The following is a 21,400-nucleotide window of genomic DNA, read 5'->3' as shown; positions in this document are numbered from 1 at the left end:
AGGCTCGGAGACGCAGGTAACGAACTCGCAACCGCCATTGTTCAGTTCCGCGTCGCTTGAGGAGGGAGGGGCGAGTGACTTGACTACGCGGGGTTATTGGTAAGCTTCTAGGCGTTCCAATAGCCCTGCAGTCGAAGCCACGAACCGATGTCCAAAAGAAATCCGACGAAGTCGCAGCGTGCCGTGATGGAGTTGCTCGATCAGGGCTTACCGGTCGAGCAGATCGCAAACCGTCTTGGCAAGAGCGCCTTGGCTGTGAAGAAACAGCTAAATCGGATCAAACGCCGGGTACGGGAAGGAAGGATCGACCCCTCTCCTCTGCCGATCGAGCGCGCCGCGAGCGAGCCACGCATCTACCTCGCAGGCTTCGATGTCTTCCGCCGCGACGCGAAAGAACACGGCGAACGCCTGAAGCAGCTCTGCCGCGATCGCGGCTTCGTTGGGCTCTATCCGCTCGACGGCAATGTCCCCTCTTCTCTGACACCGCAGGACGCTGCGCGCCACATCTATGCGGCGAACGTCCAGTTGATCCGTTCAGCCGATATCTTGATGGCGAACCTCGATGACTTTCGGGGCCTGGGCGAGCCGGACAGCGGCACTGCTTTCGAAGTCGGCTTTGCCGTGGCGCTCGGCAAGCCGGTGTGGGCGTATCGATCGAGCGAAGCGACGCTGGCTCAACGCGTTCAGGCGGCGGCGACTGAAAGCGACGGCACTTACTGCGCGGGCGGCTATCTCATTGAGGACTTTGGGATGAGCGTCAACCTGATGCTGGGCTGTTCCGCACGCATCGTCGTTGGTGGCCCGGGAGCTTGCCTTGACGCTATTGAGAGCGAGTTCGCCGGCAGAGGCCCCGTTTTTGGTGGCTCGGGGTTGGCGAAGCGTTAGCTTCGCTGTAGGGTTTGGGGTGAGCGAATCTCAGTATATCGATTTAAATGCCTGACGATCTTTGGCTTGCTGCCCCCGAGGACGCCTACGCGCAATGGCAACGTGAAGAAGCCACTGGCGCAGATCGCCGCGCCTTTGCCGACCAGTCGATCGTTCAACACCGGTCGATGTTCTCGCGGTTCAACGACTACCTGATCGCACACCATGCGAGCGTGGCAAGCTATGGGGCGGACCACCTCGACGGTTTCTTCGCCGAGCTAGCGCACGACTGCTCGCCGGGCACGACCACCCGCCTTCGCTACCTCAAGCTGATCGACCGGTTCACGCGACACCTCGTCAACATCGAACTGCGTGCGGACAATCCGGCCGCGCAGATGCTCATCAATGAGAGCTGGCCAGAGGACGAGCCGACGCCGATTTATCTTTCGTCGGAAGACGATGTGCGCCTACAGGCCGTCTGCGCTGAGACGGAAGGCGCTGCGTTCAAGGAACTGCGGAACACGGCGATCGTGGCGCTCTTTCTCGCCTCTGGTGTGACGGCGGCCGAGCTGAGGCAATTGCGGGTCGATGATCTGGACGTCGCTAGCGACCGCGCCACTGTCTTCGTCGATAAGCACGGGCCTCGCATCGCGCGTCGGGTTCCCATCGATTCCTTTGCGGTGTCCGTGCTCCGCGACTACCATGACGCACGCCGGAGTATTCAGTGCGCGACGCAATGGCTGTTCATCGCCACGTCAGCAGGAAAACCAATGCAGCCGGACACGATGCTCAAATGCGTGCGTGTCTCTCTTAAGCGGGCCGGCTTGACTGCCGCCGACGAGAGCCCGCGCTTGCTCAGGAACACTTACGGTCGCAGGCACATCGCAGCAGGCAAGACCAACGAGCAGGTGAGCAATCTTATGGGCTTGTCGAGCCACCGCACCGCCACTCGCCTTCGTCAAACTCTTGATCCTAGTGAGATGTCGGAAGAACAGGCTTAGAGGCTTCCGACTGGCCTCGGCCAAAAGCGCTCATACTTAGTCGTCGATAATCGATGCTTCTTTCTGCAACTTGTCTTTCTCAGCAAGTAGGCCTGCGTGTCCACTAGATGGTGCGTGCTGTGCGGCGAGGAGAGCTGCTCCGGCGTGCGCGAAAGGACTCACACGATGCTACGTAAGCGACCTGCCGACGGGCAAACGCATGGTGCCGAGCGCGGACTCGACCGCTTCGAGGGATTCAGCGACGCGGTTTTCGCAATCGCACTGACCCTGCTGATCGTCGAGATCAAGGTCCCCGGATCTCCCGAGGGCGCGCATGGCTACAGCGACCTGGCAAGGGCCATGGCGGAGCAGTGGCGCGAATTTCTCGCACTCGTCCTCTGCTATGTCGTGATTGGGGCCTACTGGCTGCAACACCATTATTCGGGTCGCATTTATGCGAAGAGTGATCACTGGTTCGGCGTGATCAACCTCCTGTTCCTGCTGGCGATTGTCGTCATTCCTTATCCAATCCGCGTCTGGTGCTTCCACCTTGGCACGGGCTTCGAGCCGGTCGCGTCACTGACCCTGGTTGCCGGTCTTGCCCTGACCGCCTGCACCTGGATGGCAAAGTGGTTCTATGCAATGACGAGCCGCCGGCTGATGGACGAACGGCTCGCGCCCGATTTCCTCCAGCAGATGACGCGCCGCTACTGTGTTGCGACGCTAATCCAGATCGCTGCAGTACTGGTCGCGATCGCGGCGTGGCGGATCGGGGTGGCCATTGCACTGCTGTGCGTCGCCTTCTTTTTGCTGCCACCGCCGAAGCCGCGCTACAAGCCCGGAGAGGAGCCGAGCGAGGCTGAGAAAACTGACAACAACTAGCTATTGCGGGAGGTTAATCCAGAAACAGCAGGCGACAACGAGGCGAATGACGCGGTGCACAGCACCTCAGGATTTCCTTGGTCTTCATCTACATCTGCACCGGTGGCGCAACCCTCAAAACGCGGCACCTTCCTTGCGCGTGAAGGAGCACGCCTACATTCGGTAGGCTCACTTCGGAGAAAACCATGAATGAAGACCAAGTCAAAGGCGTCGGCGAAAAGGTCAAAGGTAAGATCAACGAAGGCGTAGGGAAAATGACCGATGACCCTGTGCAGGAAGCGAAGGGAGACGCCCAACAGGCGGAGGGGGAAGCGCGAAAGGACCTCGGTAACGCAAAGGAAGATATGAAGGATGCTGCCAACAATGCGTCAAAGCCGTGAACTGGATCATTCACCCTTGATGTAAATCCGTAGGGCCCCTGCTCTTTGCGGCCTTTGTTCAGTCCTCCGGCCGCACGTCCCGCGGCTGAAGGGAAAGCCCCCCGCTCGCCAAGAACACTTACGGTCGCCGGCACATCGTCGCTGGCAGGAACGACGAGTAGTTCAGTAATCCGCGGCCTAGTCAAGCCGACGCACGCCTGCGTCGAAGCCTTCGAGGTGAGCACATATCCATGGCGGAGGCCTAACGGACCGTTGGGGCCGAATACGGCCAGTTTCCGCCGTTCGGTGAACCTATCGTGAGTCACTCGAACGGCCGCTTCGGTCGAACAATGGACTTCCGCGGACGCCGTGTGCAGAATTTTGCGACGGCGACCTTGATCGGCGGTCTTCTACTTGAGCGATTGTGGCCGACGCATTGGCAAACGAACGCGCAATCCGACGCAACCGACGCTCACTCAGCCGCGTCAACCATTGCGAGACGCCGAAGGACTTCCAAAAGCGCGGATGCGAGGCCGCGTCGTCTCGTTTCGGGTACTCGGCTCAGCTTGACTTGCGGCGTTCCCGACAACGTAAAGAGTTCGCGTGGGAAACGCGAATTCTATGCCCCGCTCGGACAACGCCGTCATAAGGTCCAGGTTGATTCGCTGCTGGATATCCATGTACAGGTTGAAGCTGGCATCGGTAACGTAATAGACGACTTCGAAGTCCAGCGAACTCTCGCCGAACTGCTTCAAGTGAGCCCGATCGAACCGCGTGGTTCCGGCGGCCTCGACGGCTGTCTTCACGATCTGCGGAACTTCTCTTAACTGCTCGGGCTTGGTGTCGTAGGTCACTCCGAAGCCAAACACGATGCGGCGCTCAGCCATTCGCTTGTAGTTGTGTATCGTGTTCTTGAGCAGTTCCGTGTTGCTACAGACAATCTGCTCTCCGCTCAGACTACGAATGCGGGTGGTCTTGAGACCGATATGCTCGATGCTTCCGGCGACGTCATTGAATACGATGAAGTCACCGATCTCGAACGGCTTGTCGAGACCGATCGCCAAGGACGCAAAGAGATCGCTCAAGATGCTCTGAACAGCCAGTGCAACGGCCACACCGCCGACGCCCAGACTGGCGACGAATGCGGTAATGTTCACCCCCATATTCGCCAGAACAGCCAGCAGGAGAACAGACCACAGAAGGGCCCGGAGCATCCACGACATCATCGTCGTAATGACGGGGTTATGAGCGGTAACGGCAGCGCTGTCGAGCCGCCGAGCGGTCCAGACGGAGACGCCGTGATTAACCCAGAGTGCCAACTGAAAGCCGACAACAAGAAACCACAAGTGGCTGATCCGACTGTCCCATTTGGACGACAGGTCGATGAACTCCGTTGCGATCAAAACCGATGCCATCACGATTGTTAATCGATGAGTTCGGTCGAGCACGTCTACGATCATGTCGTCGAAATGAGTCGACGTCCTCGCCGATAGCGCACCGAGGCGAGCGACGCAAAGGCGCAGCGCGCCCGACAGAATGAAGTAGCTCGCTACGAAAGCGACTGCGGCGTACAGCCATTCGATCGGCGGGATGCCAAAAACGGCGCTGAAATCTAACCATTTTGCAGGGTTGAACCATTGCATCGGTACTTTTCTCCTTTGCGGTTACTGTCACTTACAGTCAGTCCACTACAGAGAGCAGTAGTTCCCGCAGTTCATAAGGTTTTGTGGCACGCAGCGGTGGCTTATTCAAGCAATGTTGTCTCTGCCTTACGCGTCAGCGAGCACTGAACGCTAGCAGACGCACTTTTTGTGAAGGGCACCACCGGGGAAGGTGGTCCCAACAGGAAGATCCGGACTTCACACGCGCTCTATAGCCAAGACTGCGGTCCAATCAGTAGTCGTGGCTACATCCAGAAGTACTCGCCTCGCTGCTGCTAACGGCAGACCGGACCGTACTTGCGTAGGAACGCCAGTCCCCAACGAGACCGGGGACGTTAGAATGTTCGGCCAAGAGCGATTCGGCCAAGCGCCGGTGGCATCGACGCTCCGAAGCAAAAATGCAGTGCGATCAGTGCGTCCGCCGCGCCGGCTAATCCGGAAACGAGTTCATCGGCGACTGCTTGCGCAAAGGCCTCTCCTTGCTCGTCGGCGCACCGTCTAAGGTCGAATCACATCGAAGGCAAGCCTGCAACTGACGCTTAGAGGACGAGTTCGATGGATCTCACGATGATCAAACGGTGGCAGTGGGTGCTGAGGCGCATCACCAGACGCCTTTGGTTTCGTGCAAGCCTCTTTTCTCTCTTGGGCGTGGCTACAGCGTTTCTAGGTCTCTTGCTCAAGCAGTACATACCGGATGAAGTATCTGCGCGAGTTGGCGCTGACGCGGTAGACAACATCCTCGAAATTCTCGCATCGAGCATGCTCGCTGCCACGACGTTCTCGTTGAACATTATGGTGTCAGCTTATGCGTCCGCCACGACCAACGTTACTCCTCGCGCGACGCCGCTTCTTCTGGAAGATCGAACCACGCAGAATGCGTTGGCGACGTTCATTGGTTCCTTCCTATTCAGCCTCGTTGGCATCATCGCGCTCAGCACCAGTCTTTACGGCAAGAACGGGCGAGTCGTCATGTTCGCAGTGACGATCGTGGTCATCGCGTTGATCGTCTATACACTGTTGCGTTGGATCGACCACCTCGCGCACCTGGGCCGACTCGGTGAGACAACCGATCGAGTCGAGGCGGCGGCAATTGCCGCGCTGAAGCAGCGCATGAAGAGACCGTATCTTGGGGGGCACGCGCTCCCTCAAGCGGGGCGGCCAGTGCACGCGCGCGCGGTATGCTCCGCGGAGGTCGGCTATATCCAGCACATCGATGTTCCCGCCCTCGGCAAGCTCTCCGACAAACCTGGAAGCGCTGTGTACGTGGAGGTGTTGCCAGGAAGTTTTGTAGACGAGCATTCAGTATTGGCATATGCGGAACGGCTTGACGACTCAGCTACTGAGTCGCTCCGAGCGGCGTTTTCGATCGGGACACAACGTTCGTTCGAGCAAGACCCGAGATTTGGCCTTTCGGTGCTTGCCGAGATCGCTTCACGTGCGCTTTCGCCGGCCGTGAACGATCCCGGGACGGCGATCGACGTCATTGGCCGGGCTGTGCGAGTACTTTCGTTATGGAACGGACGATCGGAAGTGCAGGAAGCGCCGATTCCCGAGTGCAGACGGGTGTTCGCGCCTCTTCTGGACGTCAATGACATGTTCGACGACATCTTCGGACCTATCGCACGCGACGGCGCGGGGATAGTTGAAGTCGGCGTTCGTTTGCAGAAGGCGCTCTGTCTGCTTGGACGCGGCAGCGACCCTGCCTTCGCAGCGGCAGTGGTCAAGCACTCTGAGCTTGCGGTCAAACGGGCAGAATTGGCGCTTAACCTCGAAGAAGACAAGCAGGCTCTACGCGAGCTGGCGTCGAAGACGCAGCAATGCGCTCTACGCCCGCCAGGGCGATCATAGGCTTGCCTTCTTTCATGGTCACAAGCATCTATCGTCGACCGGTTTCCTTCGAGCCTGCACGCGCGCGGAAGCGCAACTCTCAACGTACCGCCTCGCAGTGCATGAAACTCAATCGATCTGCGCTCGTCCGCCTTGCAGTACATCAAAGCTAATCGTTTCGCGCTCGTCCGCATATAACGCCTCATGATCAAGCTCCACATCCTGCTAGCCGTGCTGCTGTTTGCCAGCCTCGTGCCGGCGGTCGTCCAGGCGAAACACGCCGCGCATCACATCGCCAAACATCGCGGTACAAGGGCTCACGTCGTCAAAACGAAACACAATCAGCGACTCATCAAGAAGCGGAGTCTTCACCAGCCCAAGGTGATGTCGCGTGCCGTAGTGGTCGTGGACTTACAGACCCAGCGCACGCTCTACGCGAAGCAGGCTGACAGGCGAATGCCTATCGCATCTCTGACCAAGCTGATGACGGCGATGATCGTGCTTGACTCCAAGCGTTCACTGATCAAGCCAACTCGCATCACCGATGCGGACGTTGATCGACTCAAGTGGTCAAGCTCGCGCCTGCCGGTCGGTTCGCTGCTTCTGCGCCGAACCATGCTGCACATTGCGTTGATGTCGTCGGAAAATCGCGCGGCCTTCGCGCTGAGCCGCGACTTTCCTGGCGGACGAACGCGCTTTGTTGAAGCGATGAACCGCAAGGCACAGAGCCTGAGGATGACGCATAGTCATTTTGTCGACCCAACGGGGCTGTCGCCGCGCAATGTGTCGACGGCGCGCGACCTGGCTCGTTTGGCGCGCGCCGCATATCGCTATCCGACAATCCGCGAATACGCAACTTCCCGCGAGAAGCTCGTGCTCGGCGGCGACGGACCGTTGATCTATCACAATACAGATCCGCTCGTGTACAACCGTTCGTGGAACGTTCTCCTTCAGAAGACAGGCTTCACGAACGAGGCGGGGCATTGCCTCATCATCATCACTATGATAAGAGGACGCCCGACGCTGTTCGTGCTGCTCGGCGCACCCGGGTCGCATGCTCATTTCCAGGACGCGGCGACGTTGCGTAGTTGGCTGCTGAGACAGCCGGCTCACGGTCACTGATTAGCGGGACCAGGTCCGGATGCTGCGGGCGAATGAGAGTCCGAGAATGAAGATACGTCATCCATGTTGAACGCGGTCACCGGAGTTGTCGTCCTCGCGGCGTTGCTCGCCTATGTGAACACAAAGTTCGTGCGATTACCGATGACAATCGGCATCGCAGGCCTCGCTTTGGGCTTGTCTTTGCTGCTGATCTCATTGGCCAACCTGGGCGCACCGCAGTTGCGCACTGCCGCATTGTCGTGGGCGGATCAGCTCGCCTTCAGTCAGCTCGTTCTGCAGGGAATGCTCTCTTTTTTGTTGTTTGCCGGGGCGCTGGACGTCAACGGCGACGTCTTGCGGCGCTACGCGTGGCAGGTCGCATTCTTGTCGATCTTGTCCACAGTGGCGTCGGCGTGCGTCGTCGGTGCCGCGATGTACTGGATCCTGAAGTGGTGCGGCATGCCGCTGTCAATTCCCTATTGCATGGCCTACGGGGCCCTGATCGCACCGACCGACGCAGTCGCCGTTATTGGGGCGCTCAGAAGGTCGAAAGTGCCGGAGTCCGTGGAAACCGCCGTCGCGGGAGAAGCCTTGTTCAACGACGGCGTGGGCATTGTCTTGTTCAGCGTTTTCTCGTCGATGGCGTCGAGCGGTGACACATCGAGCATTGCCGATGCGGCGACGCTGTTTCTGCGCGAGGCGGGCGGCGGTTTGGTGCTGGGAGCCGCGACAGGCGCGATACTGTTCTCGATGCTTCGCAGCATCGACCGCTACAAGGTCGAAGTCATGCTGACACTGGCGGCAGTCGCGGGTGGCTATGCGCTGGCCGATTCGCTTCACGTGTCGGGGCCGATTGCCACGGTCGTCGCGGGCATCATCGTGGGAAATCAGGGCCGTGAGCAGGCCATGTCCGAGCGAACGCGAGAAAGCGTCGATACCTTCTGGGAGCTGATCGACGCTATTCTCAACGCAGTGCTCTTCGCGCTCATCGGCCTGGAAGCCGTGGCAATCCGGGCGCCATCGAGTCTGCTGCCCGCCATCGCCGCTGTCGGGCTCACGCTGCTTGCACGAGTCCTCACGGTCGGCGTTCCGGTGGCGATACTGCCTCGCTTGTTGCGCCTTCCAGCGGCCGCCGCGCCGCTGATGGTCTGGGGCGGGCTGCGAGGTGCCATTTCGATTGCACTGGCTCTCTCACTGCCCTCGGGGGACGCTCGCGAAACCATCGTCATGCTCACCTACGCGGTCGTGCTCTTCTCCGTTTTCGCTCAGGGCTTGTCGATCGAGCGCGTGGCGAGGCGTTTATCAAGAGTGCAAGAGGCTGCGGGCCGCGCGGCGACGGGGAAATAGCGAACCGACCCTCGTGCGAAGCACGCGCTACAACTGCAGCGAGTCAATCCCTTCCTGCATAATCGTCCTCATGAGACGAATACGCAGATACATCAGCTTCTCGCAATCGGAAGTCAACGCTCCTCTACAGCACACCTGGCGCTCTCACGCTGTCGGTGGCGCCTTCGCAGTGGCGTTCGCCGCACTGACGGTTCGTGCCTTTTGGGTCCAGGGCGTTGATGATGGCTTTTACCGCAAGCAAGGCGACATACGGCAGGTGCGCGATTTGCCTCTTCCCGCGTCGCGGGGCCGCATACTCGATCGCAACGGACGTCCGCTCGCGGCGAGCATCGCGGTCCGTTCCCTTTGCATCGATGCATCCGGTGACAACGCACGCATCTCGCCGCAGCAAGCCAGCACGCTCGCGCGCCTGCTCGATCTCGACGCCGCCGATGTCATGCGTATCTATGCAGCGAAGCGAGGCTTCGCGTATCTCAAGCGCGAAGTACCGGTCGATCTCGCCGAGCGCGTGCTGCGGCTCGGCGTACCCGGTCTGTTCGCTCAGGACGAGTTCCTGCGGTCCTATCCTGAGGGCGAGATTGCGGCTCAGGTAACCGGGTTCACGGGGACGGGCGGAAGGGGTCAGGAGGGCATGGAGCGCGTTGCTGAGAAGACGTTGCGCGGTGAGGACGGACAGCGTCGCGTCTTACGTAACGCGCATGGCGAGATCATCGAGACGCTCGCATCCAGACCGCCGCACAACGGAGCAGACCTGAGGCTGTCCATCAGCCGCCCGGTCCAGTTCGCCGCGTTCAAAGCACTGAAGGCCGCTGTTCAGCGCACCGATGCGCGGTCGGGTTCAGCCATTGTGATGGACGCGCACACCGGCGAGATCCTGGCGATGGCCAACTGGCCCAGCTACGATCCGAACGAACGCGCAGCGCGCAGCGGAATGGCCATGCGCAATCGCGCCGTGACCGATATCTTCGAGCCCGGTTCTGTCATGAAGCCGCTCACGATCGCATTGGCGCTTCAACAGCATCGCATTGCACCCGACACCGTTGTGCCGACCGACGGCGGCCGTCTGCGCCTCGATGGTCGGACGATTCACGACGACAAGAACTTTGGCACGTTGACGACGACAGGCGTCGTCCAGAAGTCGAGCAACGTAGGGACGACGAAGATCGCGCTGCTCATGCCGGCGCGCGATATGTACGTCAATTTTCAGGCGCTCGGGCTCGGCAGGAGGCCTCGCTCGGGGCTGCCGGGCGCCGCTGCCGGCCGAGTGCGGCCGTATCGGAGCTGGCGACGCATCGAGCAGGCAACGATGTCGTACGGCTACGGGCTTGCTGCTTCGCTGCTGCAGCTTGCGCAAGCCTACACGAGCTTCGCGAACGACGGCCGTATTGTGCCGGCTACTGTCTATGCGCGGGACAAGCACCTCGGCCAACCCATCGGACGACGGGTGTTCTCGAAGCAGGTGGCTCGCGAGATGCGCATGATGATGCAAAGCGTGGTCAGCAAGGATGGCACGGCGCCGCAGGCAGCGGTGCCCGGTTACAGCGTCGCGGGCAAAACCGGCACGGCCTATAAGTGGACCGCGAAGGGTTACGACCATGCCCAGTACCGGGCCTCGTTCGTGGGAATCGTGCCTGCGAAGCATCCACGCGTGGTGATTGCAGTGTCCATTGACCGGCCGCGTCGCGGCTCGCACTTTGGCGGAGCCGTAGCGGGTCCGCCGTTCGTCGACATCGCTGGGCAGACCATGCGATTGCTTGATGTCGCCCCCGATCAGAACACCGGGCAGGGCGGTGCGACCTGAGCGTCAGCTGGCGCCAGCGCGATCGTCGCCGCCTTCAAGGACATGTTGCAGAACCCGGGCGTTCGTCTCGAAGCGCGACTTGTCCTGCGATGCCAGCCGCGTTTGCGTCGGCAGTGCGACCGTGAGCGGATCTTTCGGCACTGAGCGCACATGGACTTCATAGTGAAGGTGCGGTCCCGTCGTCCATCCGGTCCGGCCCACGTACCCGATGACCGCGCCGCGTTTAATGCGGCTTCCCCGTCGCAGGCCCTTCGCAAAGCGCGAGAGATGCGCAAAGACGGTCGAGTACGAACGCGGGTTCTGCAGCACGATGACCTTTCCGTACCCTCTTTGCCGTCCGATGAACTTCACCACCCCGCGCGCCGTGGCGTGTACCGGCGTGCCGACCGGAGCGGCCAAATCCACCCCATCGTGGCTTTGCCAGCGATGCGTGACAGGGTCAAGGCGGTGAGCCGAGAATGTGGACGACACCCGCGTGAACTGCAAGGGAAATCGCGAGAACGAGGGCCGGGTATCCTTTCCATCAAGCGACAGATAGAAACGCTTCGCATCGAGCGAGCGGTGCAGGAATAGGTCATGGGCGACGCCCTTCGCCGTCAGCCTGACGGCCAACGGTTCATCAGGCGCCGATGCATCGCCGGGCGGGGGCATCACGACGCTGAGCGTGTCGCCTGCGCGCAGATCCCGACTAAGATCGAGTTGATTCGCGAACGCGTGCGCAAGCGTTGCGGTCGTTTGCGGATCGACGCCTAGACGTCGTGCCGCGTCACCGAAGGTACTCTCAACGGAGACGCTACCGACGATGTGCGGAGGCTTCTCTGGCGTCGCTGCGGTCTGGTTCTCCTGAGGTTGCTGGCGCGATCCAGGCGACGATGCAGCTACGGGCGCACGGTCTTCCTTGTACGAGACGGGGACATCTTCCGCCGATTTCGGCGTCCGAGCGCAGAGCAGCGCGGCGGCTAGTGCGGAACTGATCGCGCATAGAGCGAAGATCTGACCTGCCTTGCCGGGCAAGGCCAGCGACTTGAGTAGAGGCGTCATGAAGCGATGGGCGGCGGGGTGTTGCCGCGCAGTGGTCGAGCCGGTGAACGTTGGGCGGTGCTGCGCGGCCGGTGCGAAAGAGCCTGGGGCCGACCGCTTAATTGCTGCACGGCCAGCGCATTCGTCGAGAGCCAGGAGGCTAGTCGTGTTGACTTAAGCACGGCTTAAGCTGGCCCCGAATTAGCGCGTCCGTGCTTTACTCCATTGTTCTGACGCCTCGCAGGCTAACAGGTGCCCGGTAACGAGCGCAGTGACGGCCGCAACTCCATTCCGACATAGCCCAACCGTAGCATTTATGTCCCCGGCAATGACACTGCGCACAGGCTCGGTCGAACACCGATAGCCTAAATATGAGGGCAAGCGACTGTGCAGTTGGTTCAGAGGTTGCTTTCTCCGAGTCACGATTGTCATTTCCTCACGTCGCGACCCCAGCTGAAAGTACCCACGGTGCAGCGCCGAACGATGATGCAAGACTTCCTCAGAGATAGCTATGCCACTAAGTAACAGGCGTGACCGTATTCTCGTATTCGACGTCAACGAGACGCTCTTGGACGTAGAGGTCCTCACACCTTACTTCGCCCGTACTCTCAGAGAGGGCGAAGTCATGCGCCAATGGTTTGATCAGCAAATCCTCTATTCGCAGGCGCTAACGCTCAGCGGGCGCTATGTCGACTTCGGCACTCTCGCCGTCGCGGTGTTGAAGATGGTCGCGCAGACCCGAGAAGTTGAATTGTCGTGCGATGACATCGACGAATTCATGACGACACTCAACGCATTGCCTCCGCATGCGGACGTAGTTCCGGCGCTCGAAATGCTCGCGCGCGCCGGCTTCAGAATGGTGACATTGTCGAATTCCCCAAAGGAGTCAAGCGAGAGAGCGCTGACCCGAGCCGGCATCCGTCAGTACTTCGAGGACGTCTATTCTGTCGATGAGATCGGTCAATTCAAACCCGCGCGTTCGGTCTACGATGAGGCCGCTGAGAGGCTGTGCACCGAGAATGCGCGCTTGCGGCTATTTGCTGCGCACGTCTGGGACACCATCGGTGCGCAGGCTGCCGGATGCGCTGCAGCGTTAGTCATGCGACCGTGCAATGCACCGCTACCATTGGGGGAACAACCAGATATCATGGAGCGAACCCTTGACTCCCTGGCCGATCGCATTATCGCTTCGGATTGTTGACGCGCTTGTTCATTCTTCTGGTGCCAACCGGGCCTGCCTGCAGCCCGTATTGCATGCCTGCAGACCAGCACCAAGCCGGCAGCTGTTCCGACGCCACCGGGTTACGCATCCCGCTTTCTTGCGCGTCGCAAGACCAGGCCCACTGCTGTGTAGACTGCAGCCAACCCTATCATCATCTTCAGGCCGTTGCTGACTACGGGCGCAGCAGAAAGCGCCGTTTGAAGAACGTCTCGCTTCAATAACCCGTCCAAACCCAGGACAAGCCCCCCGATGATGAGCAGTGTAATAGCCAGATAGTCGGTCTTCGTCATGTGGATCACAGAATGGACTCCCGTTGAGAGAGTCGGCTGTTGTCACGTCTCTATGAGAGCAAGCGGCGAGACGGCGAAATAGCGCGAGAAAGCAGTCGGTCTCCACAAGCGAGCAGGAACTGGTTCATCCTAGCCTTCATGAGATAGTGCAATGGCGATCAGGCCGCAGGTTCCGACGAGGTAAAGGACAAGCACTGTGAGAGAATCGACGCCCATACCGAGGACTTTCCGCTTCGGTCGAAAAATCAGCCCAGCCAGATACACGCTTGTCAGCAGCACGCCGAGCCCGGCAAGGTAGATGTCCGTCTTCTGCGCCTGGGGGAGGACGGCCTTTCCCGATACGACGGTCGCCAGCAGAAACAGGACGGGCAAGAACGCGTTACCACCGAAGATGTCGCTTACCGCAAGCTGGTAATCACCTGCCTTCGCGGAGGCGAGTCCGGTAGATAATTCCGGCAGCGACGTCGCTGCCGCGAGCACGGTCGCGCCGAAGAGAACTCCCGTCATCCCGATGTGCTTTGCGATCGCGTCGCCGCAGCGCTCGAGCACCACTCCGCCTACAAGGGTGACGACCGCTGCAGCGAGGAAAACGAAGACTGTCTTGGCAGTGCTCACGCCGCGTCGGCTCGCGTCATCGTTCTTCTCGGATTGCGAATGCCCCTTCGGCTTGGCTTGCGTATCCGGCGCGTCTCCAGTCTTGTCGTGCCAGGGCAGTCCGCGGTTTGCGACGCCAATGAGCCAGACACCTACTAGCCAGATTACGGCGATGACGACGGCAACGGGGGTTAGCCGCGCCGCAATCAATGATGCTGGCATCTGAGCGCCCATGATCGAGACGATGAGGACTGCGACGACCAGCAGTCCTTCGATGACGAGCGTTAGACTAGCGGCCTTGTACATAAGCGGAACGTTTTCCCGCATCGCAAACGCGTCCAGGATGACGAGTACAACGGTCTGTATTGCTATACCGCCCAAAATGTTACCGACGGCAACGCCGATATTGTTTGAAGCCGCCGCACTTATGGTAATGGCGATTTCGGGAAGGTTCGTCGCAATCGCCAGAAGGATGACGCCGCCGAGGGCTTGGCCTAAGCCAAACCTCGTAGCCAGGATGTCGGTCGTATTGGACAGCTTTATCCCCGAGACCCACACCGCTCCGGCCGCACCCGCAAAGATCGCAAATAATGCAGTAAGTGGCAGCGCGTCAAACATGGCGTTTCCTCCTATCGCGGATTGTTTTATCAGAAAGCGTGGACATGGCGGGCACGCGATGCGGCGCCCCGCCGAGCTACATCGTTGGGCGATGTACGCTTGGTTACTGACCCTCTACGCTGGCCGATGAGACCTTGCCGCGGAATACCCAGAAGGCGAAGGTGCTGTATATCAAGATCGCCGGGACCAGCACGGAGGCCCCGCTTAGCACAAACGCTAAAGTATGCGGTGGCGAGCTACCTGCCTGGATCGTGATGGACGGAGGTAGCACCAGTGGAAAAATGGTGAAAAAAACGCATACCAGCGAGAACGTGAACCAGCCTAGTGCGATAACCAACGGCAAGAATGGGCGCTTTGCGATGACAACAAGCAAGAAGCAAGCACCCAGCAAGGCGTAGACAGCAATCGCAGTGATCAGCGGCGCCCGACCAAAGTCGTTCACCCAGTGGCTCGCATACATTGCATTCAACTGCAACGTCCAGATCGAAACGCACGCGGTGCTCATTGCCGTGGTGGCTGCAAGGACAATGCTTGCCCGCCGTGCGCGTTGTTGCAGCCGGCCCTCCGTGCGCCACATGAGCCAGCATGTCGCGAGCCACGCATAGCCGCCCGCCAGCGCAACGCCACAAAACAATGTGAATGGCGAAACCCAGTCCCAAATGCCGCCATGGTATGTGCCGCCTTCCGTGCGAATGCCTTGCACAAGCGAGCCGACCAGCACGCCCTGACAAAACGCCGCGGCGAACGACCCCGCCAGCATGATCCACTCCCAGCCCGTCTTCGCGTTTTGTCCCGCTTCGCCCCGAAACTCGATGGCGACGCCACGAAAGATAAGCGCAAACAGCATGCAGAAAATCACGGGATACATGGCGCTGAGCAGCGCGCCATAGACGATCGGGAACATCGCGATGAGCCCGCCGCCGCCAAGGACGATCCAAGTTTCATTGCCGTCCCACACGGGCAAGATCGTGTCCACCATCAGCTCCCGGCGCTTAGGATCGCGCTCGGCTATCAGTAAAACGCCAACGCCTAGGTCGGTACCGTCGAGCAACACGTACATCAGAACGGCGAAGGCGAGCGTCGCAGCGGCGGCGAGCGAAAGCCAGTTCGTCGTGAAGACGGCGTCAATCATTGGCTATCTCCACCGGCCTCGGCCGACTTTCCCCGCGGCCTGAAACGGTCCGCAAGAGACGGATTGGGACCCTTTTCGCCCTCTTGCGGGGGCCTGCGCAGCAGCCGGACCAGGAAGTAAAGTCCGGCTGCAAACATCGCGAAATAGATGACTGCCGTGATCCCGAAAGACCAGGCGACGGCTGACCATTCGATCTGCGGGGAGGAACTCTGGGCGGTACGCATGACGCCATAAACGGTCCAAGGCTGCCGGCCGACTTCCGTGACAGTCCAGCCGGCCAGCATGGCGATAAAACCCGTAGGCGTCATGGCGACCATTGCGCGATGTAACCATCTTGCACTGTTTAACCGCCCGCGCCAGCGGACCACGAGCCCCGCGATACCCGCACCAATCATCAGCAGCCCGAGGCCGACCATCACTCGAAACGCGAAGAACACGATCGGTACCGGGGGAATGTCGTCCGGCGGAAAGTCCTTCAGCCCACGTATGGTGCCCGTCAAATTATGTCGTAAGTAGAGCGACGCGACGCGTGGTATTGAGACTTCGTAGTGGTTGCGGCGCGCTTCCATATCGGGGATCGCGAACAATTTCAATGGTTCCCCGCTTCCGGGTGGCCGCGTTTCCCAGTCCCCCTCGATTGCGGCCAGCTTTTGGGGCTGGTGCTCCAGTGTGTTCTCGCCGTGCTTGTCACCAACATATAGCTGCAACGGACCGGCGAACAATGCCATCCACAGCGCCATCGACAACATCGTGCGTGCGCCGTGGCTGCGGTGATCCTTCAGAAGGTGCCAGGCGCCGACGCCGCCGACAAAGAACGCAGTAGCAAGGAACGCGGCGATAGTCATATGGATAAGGCGGAAAGGGAACGAGGGGTTGAAGACGATCGCCCACCAATCGACTGGCATGAAGCGGCCATCGGCCGCAAGCGTGTATCCCGCTGGGGTCTGCATCCACGAGTTGGCGGACAGAATCCAAAACGCGCTCAGAATTGAGCCGATTGCGACTAGTGTTGTTGCCGCGAAGTGCAGTTTCGGGCCGACTTTCTTCATGCCGAACAGCATGACGCCAACGAACCCGCTTTCGAGGAAGAAGGAGACGACGATTTCGTACATCATCATCGGCCCGATGACAGAGCCAGTGCGCGCGGCGAAACGAGACCAGTTGGTGCCGAACTGATACTCCATGACGATGCCTGATACCGCGCCGACGGCAAACGTCAAAGCGAACGGCTTAAGCCAGTAGTTGTAGACGTCGATGTACACCTGTCGGCCCGTCGCGAGCCATAGTGCTTCAACGACCATCAGGTAATTGGCAAGGCCGATTGAGAACGCGGCCAAGATAATATGAAGCCCGATCGTGAATGCGAACTGTGAGCGCGCTAGATCCGTTGCTGCTTCCATCAGCCATCCTTTTGTTATCCCGAGCACGTTCCTATTACTACGCGGCCAGGGGCGCTACTCGACTCACGCATCGCAGAGCCCGAGCCGGTGGGCGGGCCGACCTCGGTCGGTGGGCATATGAGAACGGCTCGCGTGTCCAGTCGGCGTTTGCTTCATCGCGACGATTCTCCACTCACCTCTGAGAACGTCGCCTGTACATCCAGCCCGTTCGTTAGCGCTCTGTCTGAAGACCTCGACGATGTTTGTTACTAGCGACGCGTGTAGATGCACTGCATCCGTTCGGACGGGCGCAAGCTGCAAGCAGCGCCGTTCGCTTGTCAAACGACGCGCACGGGGATCGACTTAGCCGCTGGCACTTTGCTATCCTCGGCGTACTGCCAGAGTGGCAAGAGCACGTTGCACTCGGGATAGTAGCCCCCGATGCAGCCTTCCGGAATCTCGTACGCCTTGACCTCGAGGCTCCCGAGACGACGATCGATTCCGTCATCGGCGATGGTCTGCAACGTGATCTTTTGCCCCTCGCGGAGGTTCCGCTTGGCGATATCAGCTTTGTTCATCAATACGACCATCCGACTGCCTTTGACTCCTCGAAAGCGATCCTCCAGGTTATAGATAGTCGTGTTGAATTGGCTATCACTACGCAGCGTCATCAATCGCAGCGCGTCGGGAAACTTCTCGGGCATGTCCGGATCCTCGCCGAGCGACTGCGGCGTGAGAAACTCTGCCTTGCCCGACTTCGTTTTCCATTCGCGGTGGCAGGCCGGGAGCGGTCTATGAAAGCCACCGGGCTCCCACATGCGCTCGTTGAAGTTCCAAAAGGTCTCCGGATACGTTTTTGCAATCTCGTCCCTAACGAGCGAATAGTCGTTGCACCATGCATCCCAGTCGCCCTTCGCGCGCTCACCGAGAGTCGCCTTGGCAATTCGGGCAACGATGTACTGCTCGGGGCGAGCCTTGTCACTTGCCGGTTCGGTGACGCCGCGGGAGCCGTGCATGCAACCCGTGCTGTCTTCCATAGAGACCGCTTGATCGCCAAGCGCCGTGCGGTGGTATTCGATCCGACTCAGGCACGGAAGAATGTACGAAATTTCTCCATGAACCAGATGGCTCCGATTGAGCTTCGTCGCCACATTGATGGTCAACCGTAGCCGCGCCCATGCGGGCTCCGTCTGGATGCGGTCGGGAACGGAGCGCACGAGATTGCCCCCGAGGTTGAAAACGGCTTTGACAGTGCCCTTTACAGCGGCTTCCATCGCTTCCACGGTATTCAGCCCCTTCTTGCGTGGCGGCTCAAAAGAGAACTGCTTCGCAAGTTGGTCGAGCGGCGCGAGCTCGGGCTTTTCGGTGATCCCGACCGTGCGTTGACCTTGGACGTTCGAGTGACCGCGAATTGGCGAGGGGCCGGCCCCCGGCTTGCCGACGTTCCCGCGCAGCAAGAGCAGGTTGACGAGCATTCGGACGTTCTGTACCCCAAGCCGATGCTGCGTCAGCCCCATGCCATAGTGCGCCATGACAGCGTTCGCGCGCATGTACTCGTTGGCTGCGTCGAGCAGTGACGCGCGCGACAGCCCAGAGTAACGTTCAATCGCGGTCCATTCGGTGGCGCGCGCACACGCGGCGAACTCCTCGAAGCCGGTCGTATGTTCTTCGATAAACGCGGTGTCCAGTACTCGTTGCATCCCTTCCGCTTTCGCCCCATCGTCGGCTTCAATGACGGCCTTACAGATTCCGACGATTGCCGCCGTATCACCGCCGGCCTTCAATTGATGATATTGAGTGCTGATCTGCGTTTGAGCCGGGGTCAGCATTTCCACAGGAGATTGGGGATTCGCGAATGACACAAGTCCGGGCTCACGCAGCGGATTGAACGTGATGATGGGGACACCTCGCTTGCGCGCATCTTGCAACTGATGGAGCATCCGGGGGCTGTTTTGCCCGACGTTCTGCCCGAAAAAGAACATGAGATCGGTTTTGCCGAAATCTTCCAGGGTGATCGTCCCAACGCCGACGCCGATGGCCTCTTTCAAGCCGACGCTGGTGCTCTCGTGGCACATGTTGGAGCTATCCGGCAGGTTGTTACAGCCATACATGCGCGCGAAAAGCTGATACATGTACGCGGTCTCTAGCGAAGCTCGCCCTGACGTATAGAAGACAACGCTTTCTGGATCTAGCGCGTTCAACTCCCTGGCGATTCCCGAGAACGCCTCTTCCCAACTGATCTCGACGTACTTGTCGGTTGCGGCGTCGTAGCGCATTGGCGCAGTCAGGCGGCCGGCTTCTTCCAGGTCGTGGTCGTGCCAATTCAGAAGCGATTTCACTGTATGAAGCTCGAAGAATGCGGGCGTCATTCGTTTGGCCGTCGTATCCCATGCGGTCGCTTTCGCTCCACTCTCGCAGAACTCGAAGACATGCGGATCCGCAGGTTTCGCCCACGAACAACTGACGCACATGAAACCGTCCGGCTTGTTCTGCTTGAGAAGGATTGCGCTATCTTTCAGCGGCACTTTCTCTTGCGTCACGATGGTTGCAACGGCCTTGAGCGATCCCCATCCGCCGGAAGCAAAAGGGTATGAAGGGGCTTTCGTATTGGACATGGCTCTTTCTCGTCAGATACGTCACAACGTGACACAGCAATGCATATTCCGCCGACCTGGCCGGTCGTTCCGCGACACCTTTCTCAAAGCGGCATGAGCGTGCTGAAAGCCCGCCGCAATCGCCGGAGCGGCTGCTCGCGCTGATCGGTCAGATGCTTGGATGTGGTTGCTCTCTCGCCGCGGTTCGCTTGGACGGACAACGTGTCAAGGCAACCCGGGGTTGTCCCTTGTAACTTCGATCTTATGCGTACCCATGCTGAACGCAGCCACGAGACTCGTTGTTCTCGGCAGTAGTCTCGGCGTGCCTAAATACAATACTGCTACGCCCACGGATGATTATCACAATCGCCGGGCGCGGCCGTCGGACCCTCTGTGTCATTTCTCGCCGTCGCTGCCTGTTTGGCCCTCGCAGTCGCGCACGGCCGCCTTGTCATGGTCGAGCGGCTCGGCTCGAGCCATTGAGATCCGCAGGGGATGCTCTACTGCCTGTTGTTGGCTGGCACGCTCGTCATAAACGGTAAGTCCTTGCGCTGCGATGCGTGGAAGGACGCAATGTCGCAAGAGGCACGGCACGACTCTGGCGGGACTCAGCTGGCTGCTCTGAGCAGCTTAGCATCAGCCGCCGGAGCGGCACGAGGCTTGCGCGGATTTCACACCGACGCCGTTCAACTTGAAAAGCGATGACCTACGGCAACTTCCCAAACTGGCTGCACACCCTTTCAATAACATGGATCGTCATAGGTGCCATCTGCGCCGTCGTTATCTCTGTTGACGAGATTCGACACCCACAAAAAATGTGGATCATGAACCTCGTCTGGCCGCTAACGGCGTTGTTCGGTACCGCCCTGTGGCTGGCTGCCTACTACGCTTGGGGGCGCAACGTACCGGACGCGGGAAAGAAGTCGGATGCTCAGCCGTTTGCAGCGATGGTGATGAAAGGAACGAGTCACTGCGGTGCCGGCTGCACGCTCGGGGACATAATTGTTGAATGGTCGGCTTTTGCCTATCCCGCTTTAGCTACATGGTTCGGGTGGCATACGTTATTCAGCGAAAAAACGTTCGCGGTGTGGATCCCGGATTTCATCGTCGCATTTTTGATCGGGATAGTGTTTCAGTACTTCACAATCAAGCCAATGCGTGATCTGTCCGTAGGTGCAGGGATGTTCGCCGCTGCAAAGGCTGACATAGCTTCTATTACGGCTTGGCAGATTGGCATGTACGGACTGATGGCCATCATCCAGTTTTTGTGGTTCAAGCCAGTGTATGGCGGAATTGCGAACGTCGCTAGCCCTGAATTCTGGTTTGCTATGCAGCTTGCCATGCTCGGGGGATTCATGACCAGCTACCCCGTCAATTGGTGGCTCATCCGTGCAGGCGTGAAGGAAAAGATGTAGTCGTCGATCCGACGGTCCGACGAACTGTCGTTCTTTTCGGACATGGTCACGTTAGCGAATATGCGCTGTGCGGCGTGAGGAAAAACGACAGTCTGGGAGCCGCAATCCCCACTCTGAGCCCCGGAGGGTCGAGTGGCACAACCGAAAAATGAGTCTTGCATAGAGGCGTGCGAAGCGTGCGCTGCAGCTTACGACCATTGCACAACGGCATACCTTTCGGAATAGAACGCGTGCGCATGGAGCGCATGTACCAGCGCCAAGCATACTCGAGTATTCGAGTGACGCGAAGAAGCCCGGAAGTATGGTGAGCTTCT

Annotated in this window: 17 protein-coding genes; 10 read left to right on the top strand and 7 right to left on the bottom strand. The window is 59.5% G+C overall.

Annotated elements, in window-relative coordinates:
- Window positions 1–147: 147 nt before the first annotated feature.
- From QCE69_RS19395 to QCE69_RS19380, 4 genes are all read left to right on the top strand, one after another.
- Entirely contained in the window at window positions 148–885 is a 738-nt protein-coding gene (locus QCE69_RS19395) for a nucleoside 2-deoxyribosyltransferase (protein WP_309932371.1), read from the top strand.
- Between the two features lie 47 nt (window positions 886–932).
- The gene (locus QCE69_RS19390) at window positions 933–1,865 is read left to right on the top strand and encodes a site-specific integrase (protein WP_309932369.1); all 933 of its coding nucleotides are present in this window, start codon (window positions 933–935) and stop codon (window positions 1,863–1,865) included.
- A 165-nt stretch (window positions 1,866–2,030) separates the two neighbouring features.
- Window positions 2,031–2,726, top strand: coding sequence for a TMEM175 family protein (locus QCE69_RS19385; RefSeq protein ID WP_309932366.1), 696 nt, complete (start codon window positions 2,031–2,033; stop codon window positions 2,724–2,726).
- A 185-nt stretch (window positions 2,727–2,911) separates the two neighbouring features.
- Window positions 2,912–3,106 carry a CsbD family protein gene (locus QCE69_RS19380; protein ID WP_309932364.1) on the top strand — a complete coding sequence of 65 codons (195 nt, stop codon included), beginning with the start codon at window positions 2,912–2,914 and terminating at the stop codon, window positions 3,104–3,106.
- A 464-nt stretch (window positions 3,107–3,570) separates the two neighbouring features.
- On the opposite strand, the gene QCE69_RS19375 is transcribed toward QCE69_RS19380, so the two are convergent.
- Window positions 3,571–4,728 (bottom strand): mechanosensitive ion channel family protein, encoded by a 1,158-nt coding sequence (locus QCE69_RS19375; RefSeq protein ID WP_309932363.1) that lies wholly within the window; start codon window positions 4,726–4,728, stop codon window positions 3,571–3,573.
- Between the two features lie 573 nt (window positions 4,729–5,301).
- Between QCE69_RS19375 and QCE69_RS19370 the strand changes: the two genes are divergently transcribed.
- The 4 genes from QCE69_RS19370 (at window position 5,302) to QCE69_RS19355 (ending at window position 10,822) form a co-directional block, all read left to right on the top strand.
- Window positions 5,302–6,594, top strand: coding sequence for a DUF2254 domain-containing protein (locus QCE69_RS19370; RefSeq protein WP_309932360.1), 1,293 nt, complete (start codon window positions 5,302–5,304; stop codon window positions 6,592–6,594).
- 183 nt (window positions 6,595–6,777) lie between these two features.
- Window positions 6,778–7,695, top strand: a complete 918-nt coding sequence (locus QCE69_RS19365) for a serine hydrolase (RefSeq protein WP_309932358.1) — start codon at window positions 6,778–6,780, stop codon at window positions 7,693–7,695.
- Window positions 7,696–7,758: 63 nt separating this feature from the next.
- The gene (locus QCE69_RS19360) at window positions 7,759–9,021 is read left to right on the top strand and encodes a sodium:proton antiporter (protein ID WP_309932355.1); all 1,263 of its coding nucleotides are present in this window, start codon (window positions 7,759–7,761) and stop codon (window positions 9,019–9,021) included.
- Between the two features lie 169 nt (window positions 9,022–9,190).
- Complete coding sequence (locus QCE69_RS19355) at window positions 9,191–10,822, top strand: penicillin-binding protein 2 (RefSeq protein ID WP_309932353.1); 1,632 nt, start codon at window positions 9,191–9,193, stop codon at window positions 10,820–10,822.
- A gap of 3 nt (window positions 10,823–10,825) precedes the next feature.
- On the opposite strand, the gene QCE69_RS19350 is transcribed toward QCE69_RS19355, so the two are convergent.
- Complete coding sequence (locus QCE69_RS19350) at window positions 10,826–11,836, bottom strand: peptidoglycan DD-metalloendopeptidase family protein (RefSeq protein WP_309932351.1); 1,011 nt, start codon at window positions 11,834–11,836, stop codon at window positions 10,826–10,828.
- Between the two features lie 517 nt (window positions 11,837–12,353).
- Here QCE69_RS19350 and QCE69_RS19345 point away from each other — a divergent pair.
- Entirely contained in the window at window positions 12,354–13,043 is a 690-nt protein-coding gene (locus QCE69_RS19345; RefSeq protein ID WP_309932349.1) for a haloacid dehalogenase type II, read from the top strand.
- Between the two features lie 101 nt (window positions 13,044–13,144).
- Here QCE69_RS19345 and QCE69_RS19340 read toward each other — a convergent pair whose 3' ends face one another.
- The 5 genes from QCE69_RS19340 to QCE69_RS19320 form a co-directional block, all read right to left on the bottom strand.
- Window positions 13,145–13,354, bottom strand: coding sequence for a DUF378 domain-containing protein (locus QCE69_RS19340; RefSeq protein WP_309932347.1), 210 nt, complete (start codon window positions 13,352–13,354; stop codon window positions 13,145–13,147).
- Window positions 13,355–13,483: 129 nt separating this feature from the next.
- A complete protein-coding gene (locus QCE69_RS19335; protein WP_309932345.1) occupies window positions 13,484–14,566 on the bottom strand; it encodes a hypothetical protein in 1,083 nt (360 codons plus the stop codon).
- Window positions 14,567–14,669: 103 nt separating this feature from the next.
- A complete protein-coding gene (cydB, locus tag QCE69_RS19330) occupies window positions 14,670–15,698 on the bottom strand; it encodes a cytochrome d ubiquinol oxidase subunit II (RefSeq protein ID WP_309932343.1) in 1,029 nt (342 codons plus the stop codon).
- Complete coding sequence (locus QCE69_RS19325) at window positions 15,695–17,098, bottom strand: cytochrome ubiquinol oxidase subunit I (RefSeq protein ID WP_309932342.1); 1,404 nt, start codon at window positions 17,096–17,098, stop codon at window positions 15,695–15,697. Before QCE69_RS19325 ends, cydB begins: the two co-directional genes overlap by 4 nt.
- Before the next feature lie 317 nt (window positions 17,099–17,415).
- Entirely contained in the window at window positions 17,416–19,692 is a 2,277-nt protein-coding gene (locus tag QCE69_RS19320) for an FdhF/YdeP family oxidoreductase (protein WP_309932340.1), read from the bottom strand.
- Window positions 19,693–20,372: 680 nt separating this feature from the next.
- Between QCE69_RS19320 and QCE69_RS19315 the strand changes: the two genes are divergently transcribed.
- Entirely contained in the window at window positions 20,373–21,086 is a 714-nt protein-coding gene (locus QCE69_RS19315) for a DUF4396 domain-containing protein (RefSeq protein ID WP_309932338.1), read from the top strand.
- Window positions 21,087–21,400: the final 314 nt, after the last annotated feature.

The sequence above is a fragment of the Caballeronia sp. LZ032 genome (assembly GCF_031451315.1).
Lineage (GTDB): Bacteria > Pseudomonadota > Gammaproteobacteria > Burkholderiales > Burkholderiaceae > Caballeronia.
Note: the sequence above shows the minus strand (reverse complement) of the source record. Positions and strands in the feature narration are given on the sequence as shown.

Bases quoted from the DNA above. Each gene is read 5' to 3' on its own strand.
- QCE69_RS19395 (WP_309932371.1), top strand. From the start codon at position 148: ATGTCCAAAAGAAATCCGACGAAGTCGCAGCGTGCCGTGATGGAGTTG.
- QCE69_RS19390 (WP_309932369.1), top strand. From the start codon at position 933: ATGCCTGACGATCTTTGGCTTGCTGCCCCCGAGGACGCCTACGCGCAA.
- QCE69_RS19385 (WP_309932366.1), top strand. From the start codon at position 2,031: ATGCTACGTAAGCGACCTGCCGACGGGCAAACGCATGGTGCCGAGCGC.
- QCE69_RS19380 (WP_309932364.1), top strand. From the start codon at position 2,912: ATGAATGAAGACCAAGTCAAAGGCGTCGGCGAAAAGGTCAAAGGTAAG.
- QCE69_RS19375 (WP_309932363.1), bottom strand. From the start codon at position 4,728: ATGCAATGGTTCAACCCTGCAAAATGGTTAGATTTCAGCGCCGTTTTT.
- QCE69_RS19370 (WP_309932360.1), top strand. From the start codon at position 5,302: ATGGATCTCACGATGATCAAACGGTGGCAGTGGGTGCTGAGGCGCATC.
- QCE69_RS19365 (WP_309932358.1), top strand. From the start codon at position 6,778: ATGATCAAGCTCCACATCCTGCTAGCCGTGCTGCTGTTTGCCAGCCTC.
- QCE69_RS19360 (WP_309932355.1), top strand. From the start codon at position 7,759: ATGTTGAACGCGGTCACCGGAGTTGTCGTCCTCGCGGCGTTGCTCGCC.
- QCE69_RS19345 (WP_309932349.1), top strand. From the start codon at position 12,354: ATGCCACTAAGTAACAGGCGTGACCGTATTCTCGTATTCGACGTCAAC.
- QCE69_RS19340 (WP_309932347.1), bottom strand. From the start codon at position 13,354: ATGACGAAGACCGACTATCTGGCTATTACACTGCTCATCATCGGGGGG.
- QCE69_RS19335 (WP_309932345.1), bottom strand. From the start codon at position 14,566: ATGTTTGACGCGCTGCCACTTACTGCATTATTTGCGATCTTTGCGGGT.
- cydB (WP_309932343.1), bottom strand. From the start codon at position 15,698: ATGATTGACGCCGTCTTCACGACGAACTGGCTTTCGCTCGCCGCCGCT.
- QCE69_RS19325 (WP_309932342.1), bottom strand. From the start codon at position 17,098: ATGGAAGCAGCAACGGATCTAGCGCGCTCACAGTTCGCATTCACGATC.
- QCE69_RS19320 (WP_309932340.1), bottom strand. From the start codon at position 19,692: ATGTCCAATACGAAAGCCCCTTCATACCCTTTTGCTTCCGGCGGATGG.
- QCE69_RS19315 (WP_309932338.1), top strand. From the start codon at position 20,373: ATGACCTACGGCAACTTCCCAAACTGGCTGCACACCCTTTCAATAACA.